The sequence below is a fragment of the Burkholderia torrens genome (assembly GCF_984668525.1).
The window spans coordinates 2,472,539-2,486,023 of sequence record NZ_OZ480212.1 but is presented as its reverse complement, the minus strand read 5'-3'; the positions used below and the strand labels follow the sequence as shown (position 1 = coordinate 2,486,023).

Sequence of the window (13,485 nt, the reverse complement as noted above, 5' to 3'; positions counted from 1 at the left end):
GAGGCATCCTGGCGCGCGCCCCTTTGCCTTCATCTGTCCATGGCGGCATGCGCTGCCGCGACGAACGAGGTTCGGCGGCGGCGCACCAGCAGGGCTTGTTGAACCCTGGCTCGCGGGCCAGCGGGACATCCGGCGTCTTCTATTTAGCGAGGAGCGTGCCAGTGGGCGTGCTTGCGCTTTGGATATTTTTTAATTCATTGAAAATAAAGGGGATTTTATTTTTGCGAGTTTCTTTGGGGCGGTGCTTCGTGAATGTGTCGTCCAGAGAATCCGATACAATAAGATCGCTTCTTATCCCATGAGATAAACATGCGAAAGACCGTCGCTATCGGCTTTCTCGGCACCGTGCTCGACCAGGGCGGCCGCGCGCCGCGCCGTTACCGCAAATGGCGGCCGACGATTTCGCTGTGCGAGCAGCCCGACCTGCCGATCGACCGGCTCGAACTGCTGCATCCGCAGGACTACACGCGGCTCGCCAACCAGGTGCGGGACGATCTCGCGCGGCTGTCGCCGCAGACCGACGTGCGGCTCACGCCGGTCACGCTCCACGACCCGTGGGATTTCGAGGAGGTCTACGCGACGCTCCACGACTTCGCACGCGCGTATCCGTTCGACCTCGAGCACGAGGATTACCTGATCCACATCACGACCGGCACGCACGTCGCGCAGATCTGCTGGTTCCTGCTGGCGGAAGCGCGCTACCTGCCCGCGCGCCTCGTGCAGACGGGGCCGCCGCAGCGGACCGACGAAGGGCCGAGCGGGCCCGGCACGATCTCGGTGATCGATCTCGACCTGTCGCGCTACAACCGGATCGCGCAGCGCTTCACGCGCGAGCGCGACGAAACGGTGTCGTTCCTGAAGGCCGGCATCGCGACGCGCAATGCACGCTTCAACGCGCTGATCGAGCAACTGGAGCGTGTGGCCGTGCGTTCGCGTGCGCCGATGCTGCTGGTCGGGCCGACGGGTGCCGGCAAGTCGTTTCTCGCGAAGCGCGTGTACGAGCTGAAGCGCGGCCGCCATCGGCTCGCGGGGCCATTCATCGAGATCAACTGCGCGACGCTGCGCGGCGACGCGGCGATGTCGACGCTGTTCGGTCACGTGAAGGGCGCGTTCACGGGCGCGCAGTCGGCGCGCGCGGGGCTGCTGCGCGCGGCCGACGGCGGGCTGCTGTTTCTCGACGAGATCGGCGAACTCGGGCTCGACGAGCAGGCGATGCTGCTGAAGGCGATCGAGGAGAAGCGCTTCCTGCCGGTCGGTGCGGACGTCGAGGCGACCAGCGATTTCGAGTTGATCGCGGGCACGCACCGCGACCTGCGGCAGATGGTGGCGGCCGGCACGTTCCGCGAGGATCTCTATGCGCGGATCAATCTATGGACGTATGAACTGCCGGGGCTCGCGGAACGCCGCGAGGACATCGAGCCGAACCTCGAATTCGAACTCGACCGTTTCGGTCGCGAGCAGGGCGAGCAGGTGCGTTTCAACGTGGAGGCGAAGCGGCGCTATCTCGCGTTCGCCGCGTCGCCGCGCGCGGCGTGGGCCGGCAACTTCCGCGAACTGTCGGCGTCGGTCACGCGGATGGCGACGCTGGCCGATGCGGGGCGGATTACCGAGGAACTCGCCGAGCAGGAAGTTGAGCGGCTGACGCGCACGTGGTCGTCGCCGGCAGGCACGGGGGCGGCCGATACATGCGTCGACGCGGTGTTCGGCGCGCGGGCGGCGGAACTCGACCTGTTCGACCGTGCGCAACTCGAACGCGTGCTGGATGTATGCCGCACGTCGGCGAGCCTGTCGGAAGCCGGACGCACGCTGTTCGCAGTGTCGCGGCAGAGCAAGAAGCAACCGAACGATGCGGACCGGCTGCGCAAGTATCTCGCGCGGTTCGGGCTCGATTGGGAGAGCGTGCGGCAGGCACTCGACGGGGTGTGACGAACGCGGCGGCGCGGCCGGCGCGGTTCGTCACGCCGCCGCAGTCGCCGCGTCGTGAAACGGCGCCAGGAATCCCCAATCCGGGTGAGCCGCCGCGATATCCGCAAGCCCGCGCGCGAACGCTTGCGCCGGCAACCACGGATATCCGAACGCCGCATGCAGCGTGCCGAGCTTCAGCGACTGCGGATCGTCGACCGTATCCATCCGTGCGATATGAATATGCAGCGCGGCAATCCGCGCGACGTCTTCGCTTGCGTCATCACCCGCGAACTGCCAGCGATACGTGCCATGCCCGATCCGCAGCGCGCCGCTGTCCTTCTGCCGCATCACGACGAGCCACGGCATGCGGCTGACGCCATGCGCGTCGACCTCCGGTTCCGTGCAGACGTAATAGGTCCGGCACCGCTCGAACCGCTCGCCGAATTCCTCGACCAGCGTGCGCGCAATGGCAGCCGCGCCCGTCACGCGCGGCGGAAAATCGATATCGTCGCTCGCGAGCGAAAAGCTCAGCTCGGCATCGGTCGCGAAGCACTCGGCAATCAGTGGCGGATGGTTCAGGTCTTTCGCGCGCAGATAGCATTCGAGCAGCGCGCGAACCGTCGCGGGATGAAGCGGGAAGGGCATGGTCGAACCTCCAGTGTAGGAAAATCGGGCCGCACGATCCGGCATGCGTATGCGGTGGATACGCTGCCGGTCGTGGGTTGATGCGTGCTCGATAGAAGCGCCGTCACGCGCGGCAGATCGCGATGATCTCCGCGCTGGCCGCTTCGTCGAACGGTGCGCGTTGCCAGTTGCCGCACCATTCTGCCGACGCGAAACCGGCAGCCGCCACGCGTGCGAGCAGTTCGGGTTGCGCGATGAAACGCAGCCGGCTCGTGTTCGTCAGCAGCGTGTCGTCGCGGCGGAAGCGGTAGTGCGTGTCGAACGTCACGATCGCGCCGTCGACCGCACGCACCGCGTGATGGAGATCGACGCGGCCGAAGTCGTGCGATTCGACGCTGCGTGCCGAATGCGAGGGCGTCCATGCACGCCACGGCTCGACGCGCGGATTGCGGGTGTCGAACAGGAAGCGGCTGCCATCGGTGAGCACGCGTCGCACGCCATGCAGCATCGCGTCGATTTCATCGTCGGTCAGCAGGCACTGGAACGCGTGCCCGGTCATCACGACCGCATCGAACGGTGCGCCGGACGGCAGGCTGCCGAGTTCGCATGCGAGCCAGCGCACGGTGTCGGCGCCCGGTTGGCGCCGTGCGTACTCGATCATCGCCGGCGCCGGGTCGATCGCGATAACGTCATGCCCGGCCGCCGCGAGCCGGCGCGCGAACGTGCCGGTGCCGCAGCCGAGATCGAGGATGCGCTGCGGCGCGGCGCCGATCTCGGCGGCATAGAACGCGAAGTCCTGATCGCCCGCGTTGAACAGGTCGTAGACCGAGACGAGGCGCGGGTCGGTGTAGAGGCGGTCCGGGTCTGCGGGCGTCATGCGGCCACGCGGATCAGCGCTGCTGCACGGCCACACGCAGCCCGAGCGCGATGAAGATCGAACCGATGATCTTGCCCTGCCAGCGCGTGAGCCACGTGAGCCGCTTCACGATGCGGCCGAGCGGGCGGATCGAGCACGCGATCAGCGTCGTATAGATCGAGCTGAGCACGACGAAGATCAGCCCGAGCACCGCGAACTGCACGAACGTCGAGCCGCGCTCCGGGTGGACGAACTGCGGCATGAACGCGAGGAAGAACAGCGCGGTCTTCGGATTCAGCACTTCGGCGGGAATCGCCTGCAGGTACGCCTTGAGCGGCGTGACGGGCGACACTTGCGGCAGCGACGGATCGGATGCCTTCTCCAGCAGCGCGCGCACGCCGAGATAGATCAGGTACGCGGCGCCGACCAGCTTCACGACGTTGAACGCGAGCGCCGACGTCATCAGCAGCGCGGACAGCCCGACGGCCGCGAACAGCGTGTGCACGAAGTCGCCGCTCGCGACGCCGAGGCCGGTCAGGATGCCGGTCCTGCGTCCGCCCTGCACGGTGCGGCTCAGCACGAGCAGCACGGCGGGGCCGGGGATCAGGAACAGGCCCAGGACGACGGCCGTGAAGGTGGTCAGCGTGGTCAGGTCGAACATGGCGGCTCCGGCAGGTTGGCGCGGCGGCGGGGATCGGGGCATTGTATTCGGTTCGGCGTGCGGCTGCTGACGCGGCGCCCGGGCTGCCCGACCGTGCCTGTGCCTTTCTGGTATAAGCACGAAAGGATGCGCGGGCACGGCGTCCTTGTCTCTTCCAATGCCTGACCTTCCATGCGCGAGCTTCCACCGACCACCGATCCCGCCGCGGACGCCGAGATCTATCACGTGCCGCGTCCGCTCGTCGTATTCGGCGGCTCGGTCGTCGAGCCCGAATGGCGGCTGGAGCGGCACAGCCATCGTCAGGCGCAACTGCTCTATACGCTGAGCGGTGTCGTCTATTGCGAGATCGACGGCGGCGTGTGGAGTGCGCCACCGCAATGCACGGTGTGGATTCCCGGCGACGTCCCGCATGCGGCGCGCGGCTCGGCCGGCGCGACCTTCTACGCGGTGCTGGTCGAGCCCGACGCCGTGCTCGACCTGCCCGCGCACTGCTGCACGCTGTCCGTGTCGCCGCTGCTGCGCGAACTGCTGCTGAAGGCCGCGAGCTTCCCGAGCCTGTACGACGTCGACGGGCCGCAAGGGCGGCTGATGGCGACGCTGCTCGACGAACTCGTCGCGGCGCCGGTCGAGGACCTGTACTTGCCGATGCCGGCCGATCGCCGGCTGCGCAAGCTGATCGACCATCTGCTCGACGATCCGGCCGACAGGTCGCCGCTGCCCGAACTCGCGCGGCGCGCGGGCATCAGCGAGCGCAGCCTCACACGGCTCGCGACGAAGGAGCTTGGAATGAGCCTCGGCGACTGGCGCCGGCGGCTGCACGTCGCGCTGTCGCTGCGGATGCTGACGACCGGCCGCCGCGTGCACCAGATCGCGATCGACCTCGGCTACGAGAGCGCGAGCAGCTTCGTGACGATGTTCCGCAAGGCGACCGGCAAGTCGCCGACGCAGTTCCTGACCGACCGGCAACGCTGACCGACGCGGCCACGCGCGTTTGGCCGGATTGGAAAAGCAGTTGGCCGGGATGAGAAATGACGCGTTCGACCTCGATCCATAAAATGAGAATCGTTCTCATCTGGAGGTCGACATGCACATCAACACGACGGAATTCCCGTTTGTCTGGCTGCGTTACGGTGGTTCGACGCACCTCGAGCCCGCCCGACTGGTCGCCGAACTCGACGCGTTGCTGGCGCGCGGCGAACGCTTCGTTCTTCTGACCGACGATGCGCCGTCCGGCGGCGATCGCGGCGACACCGACCACGAGATGCGCAAGCAGCTCGCGAAGTGGAGCAAGGCCCACCGCGCGCAGTCGCGCGAATGGATCCCCGCGATGATCGCGATCGAGCCCGATGCGGCACGGCGTGCGGCGCTCGATGCATTTTCGGGTGCGTTCGAGAAGGTCTGGGGCTATCCGTTGAACGCGGCCGCGACCCGCGACGACGCGCTGGCGCTCGCGCAGCGGCTGCTCGCCGAACCCGCGCGCAGCATGGCGGCGGCGAACGCCTGAACCGGCCGCCGCGCGAGCCGCGCGGCTTTCATCGACATCGACACACATGCATGGCGCACGCACGCGCGCGCCGCGGCATGTCGCAACCACGCAGGGGTGACCGGTGGACAATCCGATCCGCGCGATGCGCATCTTCACGCGCATCGTCGAAATGAAGAGCTTTACACGCGCGGCACTGGCGCTCGGCATCTCGCGCGCGACCGCGACGCGGACCGTGCAGGAACTCGAAGCGGCGCTTGGCACGCCGCTGCTGGTGCGTACGACGCGCGCGCTGCGGGCGACGTCCGAAGGCGACGCGTATTACCGGCGCTGCGTGAGCATCACGGCGGACGTCGACGAGCTCGAAGCCAGCATTCGCGGCGCCGCGCGGCACCCGAGCGGGCCGTTGCGCGTCGAGGTGCCGGCGTCGGTGGCAGGCGCGATCGTGCTGCCGGCGCTCGACGCGTTTCATGCGCGGCATCCCGATCTCGTGCTGATGCTGGGCGTGGCCGGGCGCGCGGGCGATCGCGACGCCGATGCGATCGACTGCGCCATCCGGCTGGGCGCGCTGCCCGATTCGTCGCTCGTCGCGCGCCGGCTCGGCACGCTCGAGCGCGTGACGTGCGCGAGCCCCGCGTATCTCGATCGCTTCGGCGTGCCGCGCACACTCGACGCGCTCGAGGCCCACCGCGCGGTTGGCGGCGCGCTGGTGTCCGGCCAGCGCACGGCTGAACTCGATTTCGTCGCGGACGACGTCGTGCGCAAGGTCCGGCTCGACAGCATCGTCAGCGTGGACGACGAGCAGGCGTATCTGGCCTGCGGCGTGCATGGACTCGGGTTGATCCAGCCCACGCGTATCGCCGCGCAGCCGCTGATCGATGCGGGACGGCTGCGGGAAGTGTTGGCGGGCTGGCAACCCGATGCGCTGGCCGTGTCGGCCGTCTACGTGAAGCGCCCGCACGTGTCGCCCGGGGTGCGCGCGTTCGTCGACTGGATCGCCGAGCGTTTCGTGCAGGCCGGATACGAGCAGACCGGGTTGGCGGCGGCGGGGGCGGTGGGGTGGCGGCCGGCGCTGCCGGGTGCAGCCGCTACCGGCGATCGCTACAGCGGGCTGGTGGCGGTGGCGTGACGGCAGCAGACCGACGGAAAGATCGCGAGCAGCGTTCGCGAGGCGGAACGCGCCGGCCATCCATCCGATCTGTATCGAACGGTGTAAATATTTTGGCGATTTAGCACGAAATTCGCCGGAATGTTTTCATCGGAGACCGAACGGCCTGCAGTGAAGCCGTATAGGGCGAGTCGGGGTGTGCGCGTGCATCGCGCATCGACAGCCGACACACACGGCGTATGGAACGGGCGCGCTACACCGCCCTGAGGCGCCCCAATTCCTCCGCCAGAAAATCGACGAACGCGCGAATCCGCGTGGACATCTGGTGACGCTGCGCGTACACCGCGTAGATATCGGCGCTCGGCGTTTCGTGATCGGGCAGCACGACGACGAGGCGCCCGTCGGCGAGATAGTCGCGCAGGTCCCACTCCGCGCGCATCAGGATTCCGTGCCCGTCGAGCGCCCACTTCACGGCGATCTCGCCGTCGTTCGTCGTCAGGTTGCCGTTGATCCGCACGGCTTCCGTGTGGCGCGCCGCGCCGCGTCCGCTCGTCAGGCGCCAGATGCCGTAACCCTCGTCGCCTTGCCGGATGCCGATGCAGTTGTGCCGCGTGAGGTCGTGCGGCGTGCCGGGTGTGCCGTGCCGCGCGAGATACGCGGGCGCCGCGCACAGCAGCCGGCGGTTCGGCGCGAGCCGCCGCGCGACGACGCGCGTGTCGGGCGGCTCGCCGAAGCGGATGCACACGTCGAAAGCGTCGTCGGTGAGCGGCGGCGGCATCACCGACAGCTGCAACTGCACCGACACCTCCGGATAGCGCGCGACGAAGCGCGAGATCGCGGGGCCGACGTGGCTGCGCCCGAACCCGAGCGTCGCGTTCACGCGCAGCAGCCCTTTCGGCCGCTGCTTCGCGCTGCCGAGCAGTTCGCCGAGTTCATCCATCTGGTCGAGGATCCGGCGCGCGTAGTCGAGATACACGTCGCCTTCGGGCGTCAGCATCATCCGCCGCGTCGTGCGGTTGACGAGCGTCACGCCCGCGCGCCGCTCCATCTGGGTGAGCCGCTTGCTGACGGCCGCCGCGGTCAGCCCGAGTTCGCGTGCGGCCGCGCTCAGGCTGCCCGATGCGGCCAGCGTCGAGAAGAAGCCGAGATCGGCCGGCTGGACGGTATCCGCCATGACGGGATTCATGAATTTTAGTTAAAGATGCTTTGAGTATAGCCCCGGTTTCTGCACTTCCGGTTCGGTAAAGTGCGGTCACGCTCACGATCAATCGAGGATGGCCGCATGAAGACCTACCGTATCGCAACGATTCCCGGCGACGGCATCGGCAAGGAAGTGGTGCCTGCGGCCAAGCAGGTGCTGGCAGCGCTGGCCCGCGGCAGCGACCGCTTTGCCTTCGAGTTCGAGGATTTCGACTGGGGGGCCGATTACTACCGCCAGCACGGCGCGATGATGCCAACCGACGGCCTCGATGCACTGCGCGGCAAGGACGCGATCCTGTTCGGCTCGGCGGGCGACCCCGGCGTGCCCGACCACGTGACGCTGTGGGGGCTGCGCCTGAAGATCTGCCAGGGCTTCGACCAGTACGCGAACGTGCGCCCGACGCGCATCCTGCCGGGCATCGATGCGCCGCTGAAGCGCTGCGGGCCGGATGACCTGAACTGGGTGATCGTCCGCGAGAACTCCGAAGGCGAATACGCGGGTGTCGGCGGCCGCGTGCACCAGGGCCATCCGATCGAGGCCGCGACCGACGTGTCGATCCTCACGCGCGCCGGCGTCGAACGCATCATGCGCTTCGCGTTCCGCCTCGCGCAGTCGCGTCCGCGCAAGCTGCTGACGGTGATCACGAAGAGCAACGCGCAGCGGCACGCGATGGTGATGTGGGACGAGATCGCGAAGCAGATCGCGCAGGAATTCCCCGACGTGACGTGGGACAAGGAGCTCGTCGATGCGGCGACCGCGCGCATGGTCAATCGCCCGGCGTCGCTCGACACGATCGTCGCGACCAACCTGCATGCGGACATCCTCAGCGATCTCGCCGCCGCGCTTGCCGGCAGCCTCGGCATCGCGCCGACCGGCAACATCGATCCCGAGCGCCGCTATCCGTCGATGTTCGAGCCGATCCACGGCTCCGCGTTCGACATCATGGGCAAGGGGCTCGCGAATCCGGTCGGCACGTTCTGGTCGGTGGTGATGCTGCTCGAGCATCTCGGCGAAACGGATGCGGCCGTGCGCGTGATGCAGGCGATCGAGGCCGTGACGGCCGACCCGTCGCTGCATACGCGCGACCTCGGCGGCAATGCGACGACCGCGCAGGTGACGGCGGCTGTTTGCGAGCGCGTCGCGCACGCGGCGGTCGCGGCCTGACGACGGGGCGGGCGGCAAGCAAGCGGCAAGCGGCTCCCCGCCCGTTCATCGCCCCGGATTTTTCTGCCCGAGACTCGCGCATCCGACGCGAGCCGGGCTCCCGTTGCTCGCCGCCCGCTTCATCGCGGTGCTGCCGAGCATTCACGGACAGAGTACGGCTCGACCTCGAAGGAGGAGACACATGCAAGCGGATCTGGAAACCCGCGTCACACGGAAACTGATGTGGCGCATCATTCCGTTCGTGATGCTGCTTTACTTCGTCAGCTTTCTCGATCGCGTCAACGTCGGCTTCGCCGCGATGACGATGAACAAGGCGATCGGCCTGTCGCCGACCGCGTTCGGGTTCGGCGGCGGCCTGTTCTTCATCGGCTACTTCCTGTTCGAAGTGCCGTCTAACCTGATTCTTCACCGCGTCGGCGCGCGCATCTGGATCGCGCGCGTGATGATCACGTGGGGGATCGTGTCGGCCGTGTCCGCATTCGCGACCGGGCCGACGAGCTTCTACGTGCTGCGCTTCCTGCTCGGCATGGCCGAAGCCGGATTCTTCCCCGGCATCATCCTGTACCTGAGCCTGTGGTTCCCCGCGAAGCAGCGTGCGGTGGCCGCCGCGTGGTTCATGGCGGCCGCGCCGATCTCGACCGCGATCGGTTCGCCGCTGTCGGGCGCGATCATGCAGATGCCGCCGATGTTCGGGCTCGCGGACTGGCAGATGCTGTACATCGTCGAAGCGCTGCCGGCCGTCTTACTCGGCTTCGTCGTGCTGAAGTGCCTGACCGATTCGCCGTCGAAGGCCGCGTGGCTGCGCACCGACGAGCGCGACTGGTTGATTGCGAAGCTGAAGGCCGAGGCCGACGCGCGCCACACGCATGCGGGGCACACGGCCGGTGCGTGGCAAGCGCTGCGCGATCCGCGCGTGCTGGCGCTCGCGCTGATCTACTTCGGCACGTCGGCAGGGCTGTACACGCTCGGCCTGTGGGCGCCGCTGATGGTCAAGCAGTTCGGCTTCTCCGCGCTGCAGACGGGCTTGCTGACCGGCATCCCGAGCATCGCCGCCGTCGTCGCGATGATCGGGTGGGCGCGGCATTCGGATCGCACCGGCGAGCGCACGTGGCACGTCGTGATTCCGTGCGTGCTCGCATGCATCGGCTTCGTGTTCGCGGGGCAGGCGAGCACCGCGCTGCTGACCGTGCTCGCGCTGGTCGTCGTCAACATCGGGATCAGCGCCGCGAAGGCGCCGTTGTGGGCGATGCCGAGCGCGTTCCTGTCGGGGGCCGGCGCGGCGGCGGGCATCGCGATGATCAACTCGATCGGCAATCTCGGCGGATTCGTCGGGCCGTTCGCGATCGGCTGGCTGAAGCACGCGACGGGCGGGTATGCGGCGGGGTTGTATGTGGTGGCGGGCACGCTCGCGGTGTCGGCGGTCGTCACGTTGATGCTGAGCCGCAAGAGCGCACAGGAGCAGGTCGTGCCGGGTGTGCGGCATCATTCGTGAGCGCGGCGTGCGCATCCAAACGCCGGGCGGGTGCGCGTTGCGTTCCCGCCCGGCGTCACGCCTCGCAACTTGCGATCAGGTTCAGCTGTGCGTGAGCGTCAGCGCATAGAACTTCACGACGGTGCCGGGCGTCGTCAGCGGCGTGCCGGACACGGCCGTCTGGTCGTAGTCACCCGCCTTGAAGTAGAAGCTCTCGCCGTCGAAGCTCGAATCCATCGTGAAGGTCTTGGTCGTGCCGTTCGCGGTGACCGTGATCGTCGTGCCGCTCAGGCTCAACGCATAGCTGAACTTCTTGCCGACGCCGATCGTGGTGATCGGCGTGGTTGTCGACTTGCCGCCCTGGTTGGTGCTTTCGAGCAGCAGTTGCACAACACCGCCGGACGTGAACTGCAGCTCGCACAGCGGCTTGCTCGGGCCGGTGCCCTGGAAGATCTGGCCGATCGTCGTGTGATCGGGCACCTGCGTGACGGCGACCGTCGCATTCAGCCGGTTGGTGCCGGAGGTCGGCCAGATCGCGTTCTCGCGCAGCTCCGTGCGCGGATGCAGCGAGCCGGACGTGGTCCAGCCCTGCGTCGGGTCCATCATCACCATCGAACCGTCGCTGCCGTCCGTGTAGAAATACGTCGGGTTCACATAGCCGCCCGCGAGCGACGAGCCGCTCACGGTGTCGACCTTGCCGGACGAGCCGGTCGGCAACTGTAGCGTGAACGGCGCGAGGTTGAAGTTCGAGCCGGGCGGGTTAGACGGACTGAGCGCCATCGCGGTGGCCTGCTGGCGTGCGGCCGCGGCCGGGCTGGCCGGGTCGTCACCGCCGCAGGCGGAAAGGAACGCAACGGACAGTACGGCGACGACGCTCGGGATGATCCGGTTCTTCATGGTGTCTCTCTCTGATGGTCCGTGGCGGGGCGCCACGTCGTGGATAACGTTTTCCTTTTGGGCATTCGATCGCCATGAGGGTGATCGGTTGCCTGTAGAAAGCACTCCAAAATACAGAAAGCAGGTATGAACTGAAGACGGCTGGTAAACGGGAGTGAAAAGAAGGCAATACTGAAAAATCACGATGCTTTCGATCGGCTTTCCGCGTGGCTTGGTCAGTCGATCGAAGACGATGCTAGCAAGAAGCCTTGAGAGAGTAAACGTTTTCCTTCCCGGCGTGAAAGCACGGCTGGATGCAAGGTCGCGGCACGGCAGCGCGTTCGCAACTTGCCATGACTGGCGCGACGGTACAGTGCCGTTGGTGCGTGACGCGGCGTGATGCGAATGCGGAGGGAAAGCGGAGGCGGAGAGAGGGGAAGCGGCAGGTCGTGTGCGTGATGATGCGCCACACACGACCTGCCCGACCGTGCCGCATCGAGCGATGCGGCACGGCGTCAAGCGAAGCGACTTACTTGTCGTCGCCCTTGATCTGCGGCAGCGCCGATGCTTCGCCCGGCGTCAGCAGCCCGACTTGCGAGTACACGCGCAGCTTGTCGCGCGTATCGGTGATGTCGAGGTTGCGCATCGTCAGCTGGCCGATCCGGTCGCGCGGCGAGAACGTCGATGCCACCTTCTCCATCGACAGGCGTTCCGGCTGGTACGTGAGGTTCGGCGACTTCGTGCTCAGGATCGAGTAGTCGTTGCCGCGGCGCAGTTCGATCTTCACTTCGCCGGTGATCGCGCGTGCGACCCAGCGCTGGGCCGTTTCACGCAGCATGATCGCCTGCGGGTCGAACCAGCGGCCCTGGTACAGCAGGCGGCCGAGGCGACGGCCGTTCTCGCGGTACTGTTCGATCGTGTCTTCGTTGTGGATGCCGGTGACGAGACGCTCGTACGCGATGTACAGCAGCGCGAGGCCCGGGGCTTCGTAGATGCCGCGGCTCTTCGCCTCGATGATCCGGTTCTCGATCTGGTCGCTCATGCCGAGGCCGTGGCGGCCGCCGATGCGGTTCGCTTCCAGCAGCAGCTCGACCGGGTCGGTGAACTCGACGCCGTTCAGCGCGACCGGCTGGCCGGCTTCGAAGCGCACCGTCACTTCTTCCGCGGCGATCTTCACGTCGTCGCGCCAGAACGCGACGCCCATGATCGGGTTCACGATCTTGATGCCGCTTTCGAGGCTTTCCAGATCCTTCGCCTCGTGCGTCGCGCCGAGCAGGTTCGAGTCGGTCGAATACGCCTTCTCGGCCGACATCTTGTACGCGAAGCCCGCCTGGTTCATGAACTCCGACATTTCGGCACGGCCGCCGAGCTCGTCGATGAACGTCTGGTCGAGCCACGGCTTGTAGATCTTCAGATCCGGGTTCACGAGCAGGCCGTAGCGGTAGAAGCGCTCGATGTCGTTGCCCTTGTACGTGCTGCCGTCGCCCCAGATGTTGACGCCGTCTTCCTTCATCGCGGCGACGAGCATCGTGCCCGTCACGGCGCGGCCGATCGGCGTCGTGTTGAAGTACGTGACGCCGGCCGTCGTGATGTGGAACGCGCCGCTTTGCAGCGCCGCGATGCCTTCGGCGACGAGCTGCGCGCGGCAGTCGATCAGGCGGGCGCCGGCTGCGCCGTATTCGATCGCGCGTTTCGGGATCGCGTCGTAATCGTCTTCGTCGGGCTGGCCGAGGTTCGCCGTGTATGCGTACGGGACGGCGCCCTTCAGTTTCATCCAGTGCAGCGCTGCGCTGGTGTCCAGGCCGCCGGAGAAGGCGATGCCGACCTTCTGGCCGGTCGGGAGGCTTTCGAGAATCGTGCTCATAGGAATAACCGTGGATTGAAGCCGGTGGGATCGTATTTCGCGGAATATGCGAGTATCGGCTGTCCGGGAAGTTGGGGCAAGGGCTGATTTTCGCGCGGAATGGTCGTCCGGCCTGTCGCGGCGGGCCTGACAGGCGGTTAACCAGGCGGAGAACGCGATCCGGAAAGGCACGAAATCGCGGCCGAAACGGGCATCGACGCGTGCGGTCGCGGGCCGGATTTTGCGGGGCCGGATCGGCCGAAGCGCATGGCCACCGCCGCCAGGGAGCCGGC

At 67.2% G+C, this 13,485-nt stretch carries 12 protein-coding genes; 6 read left to right on the top strand and 6 right to left on the bottom strand.

The genetic code is table 11. The features are described 5' to 3' along the window. Nucleotides 1-309 precede the first annotated feature (309 nt). Nucleotides 310-1,926, top strand: coding sequence for an RNA repair transcriptional activator RtcR (rtcR, locus tag AC5LXX_RS27340; protein ID WP_493411740.1), 1,617 nt, complete (start codon nucleotides 310-312; stop codon nucleotides 1,924-1,926). A gap of 30 nt (nucleotides 1,927-1,956) precedes the next feature. On the opposite strand, the gene AC5LXX_RS27335 is transcribed toward rtcR, so the two are convergent. From AC5LXX_RS27335 to AC5LXX_RS27325, 3 genes are all read right to left on the bottom strand, one after another. After that, nucleotides 1,957-2,550: a nuclear transport factor 2 family protein gene (locus AC5LXX_RS27335; protein WP_493411739.1), complete on the bottom strand. Its 594-nt coding sequence runs from the start codon at nucleotides 2,548-2,550 to the stop codon at nucleotides 1,957-1,959. Nucleotides 2,551-2,653: 103 nt separating this feature from the next. Next, nucleotides 2,654-3,406, bottom strand: a complete 753-nt coding sequence (locus AC5LXX_RS27330; protein WP_493411738.1) for a class I SAM-dependent methyltransferase — start codon at nucleotides 3,404-3,406, stop codon at nucleotides 2,654-2,656. Nucleotides 3,407-3,419: 13 nt separating this feature from the next. Continuing rightward, nucleotides 3,420-4,046, bottom strand: a complete 627-nt coding sequence (locus tag AC5LXX_RS27325; protein WP_493411737.1) for a LysE family translocator — start codon at nucleotides 4,044-4,046, stop codon at nucleotides 3,420-3,422. A gap of 171 nt (nucleotides 4,047-4,217) precedes the next feature. Between AC5LXX_RS27325 and AC5LXX_RS27320 the strand changes: the two genes are divergently transcribed. The 3 genes from AC5LXX_RS27320 to AC5LXX_RS27310 all read left to right on the top strand — a co-directional run bounded on the left by AC5LXX_RS27320 (nucleotide 4,218) and on the right by AC5LXX_RS27310 (nucleotide 6,658). Further along, nucleotides 4,218-5,018, top strand: coding sequence for an AraC family transcriptional regulator (locus AC5LXX_RS27320; protein ID WP_493411736.1), 801 nt, complete (start codon nucleotides 4,218-4,220; stop codon nucleotides 5,016-5,018). Between the two features lie 112 nt (nucleotides 5,019-5,130). Next, nucleotides 5,131-5,550, top strand: a complete 420-nt coding sequence (locus tag AC5LXX_RS27315; protein WP_493411735.1) for an ATP--cob(I)alamin adenosyltransferase — start codon at nucleotides 5,131-5,133, stop codon at nucleotides 5,548-5,550. Between the two features lie 103 nt (nucleotides 5,551-5,653). Beyond that, on the top strand, nucleotides 5,654-6,658 hold the full coding sequence (locus AC5LXX_RS27310; protein WP_493411734.1) for a LysR family transcriptional regulator: 1,005 nt from the start codon (nucleotides 5,654-5,656) through the stop codon (nucleotides 6,656-6,658). A 232-nt stretch (nucleotides 6,659-6,890) separates the two neighbouring features. Here AC5LXX_RS27310 and AC5LXX_RS27305 read toward each other — a convergent pair whose 3' ends face one another. Continuing rightward, complete coding sequence (locus AC5LXX_RS27305; protein ID WP_493411733.1) at nucleotides 6,891-7,811, bottom strand: LysR substrate-binding domain-containing protein; 921 nt, start codon at nucleotides 7,809-7,811, stop codon at nucleotides 6,891-6,893. 108 nt (nucleotides 7,812-7,919) lie between these two features. Between AC5LXX_RS27305 and AC5LXX_RS27300 the strand changes: the two genes are divergently transcribed. Continuing rightward, nucleotides 7,920-9,002 (top strand): tartrate dehydrogenase, encoded by a 1,083-nt coding sequence (locus AC5LXX_RS27300; RefSeq protein WP_493411732.1) that lies wholly within the window; start codon nucleotides 7,920-7,922, stop codon nucleotides 9,000-9,002. A gap of 181 nt (nucleotides 9,003-9,183) precedes the next feature. Continuing rightward, nucleotides 9,184-10,494: an MFS transporter gene (locus tag AC5LXX_RS27295; protein ID WP_493411731.1), complete on the top strand. Its 1,311-nt coding sequence runs from the start codon at nucleotides 9,184-9,186 to the stop codon at nucleotides 10,492-10,494. 81 nt (nucleotides 10,495-10,575) lie between these two features. Here the strand turns inward: AC5LXX_RS27295 and AC5LXX_RS27290 are convergent, their stop codons facing one another. Together AC5LXX_RS27290 and argG are read right to left on the bottom strand one after the other, a co-directional pair. After that, entirely contained in the window at nucleotides 10,576-11,370 is a 795-nt protein-coding gene (locus AC5LXX_RS27290) for a polysaccharide lyase family 7 protein (RefSeq protein WP_493411730.1), read from the bottom strand. 508 nt (nucleotides 11,371-11,878) lie between these two features. Beyond that, entirely contained in the window at nucleotides 11,879-13,213 is a 1,335-nt protein-coding gene (gene argG / locus AC5LXX_RS27285) for an argininosuccinate synthase (protein ID WP_021157353.1), read from the bottom strand. Between the last annotated feature and the right edge of the window lie 272 nt (nucleotides 13,214-13,485).

Coding starts and splice junctions, on each gene's coding strand:
- rtcR (WP_493411740.1), top strand. CDS start 310: ATGCGAAAGACCGTCGCTATCGGCTTTCTCGGCACCGTGCTCGACCAG.
- AC5LXX_RS27335 (WP_493411739.1), bottom strand. CDS start 2,550: ATGCCCTTCCCGCTTCATCCCGCGACGGTTCGCGCGCTGCTCGAATGC.
- AC5LXX_RS27330 (WP_493411738.1), bottom strand. CDS start 3,406: ATGACGCCCGCAGACCCGGACCGCCTCTACACCGACCCGCGCCTCGTC.
- AC5LXX_RS27325 (WP_493411737.1), bottom strand. CDS start 4,046: ATGTTCGACCTGACCACGCTGACCACCTTCACGGCCGTCGTCCTGGGC.
- AC5LXX_RS27320 (WP_493411736.1), top strand. CDS start 4,218: ATGCGCGAGCTTCCACCGACCACCGATCCCGCCGCGGACGCCGAGATC.
- AC5LXX_RS27315 (WP_493411735.1), top strand. CDS start 5,131: ATGCACATCAACACGACGGAATTCCCGTTTGTCTGGCTGCGTTACGGT.
- AC5LXX_RS27305 (WP_493411733.1), bottom strand. CDS start 7,811: ATGGCGGATACCGTCCAGCCGGCCGATCTCGGCTTCTTCTCGACGCTG.
- AC5LXX_RS27300 (WP_493411732.1), top strand. CDS start 7,920: ATGAAGACCTACCGTATCGCAACGATTCCCGGCGACGGCATCGGCAAG.
- AC5LXX_RS27295 (WP_493411731.1), top strand. CDS start 9,184: ATGCAAGCGGATCTGGAAACCCGCGTCACACGGAAACTGATGTGGCGC.
- AC5LXX_RS27290 (WP_493411730.1), bottom strand. CDS start 11,370: ATGAAGAACCGGATCATCCCGAGCGTCGTCGCCGTACTGTCCGTTGCG.
- argG (WP_021157353.1), bottom strand. CDS start 13,213: ATGAGCACGATTCTCGAAAGCCTCCCGACCGGCCAGAAGGTCGGCATC.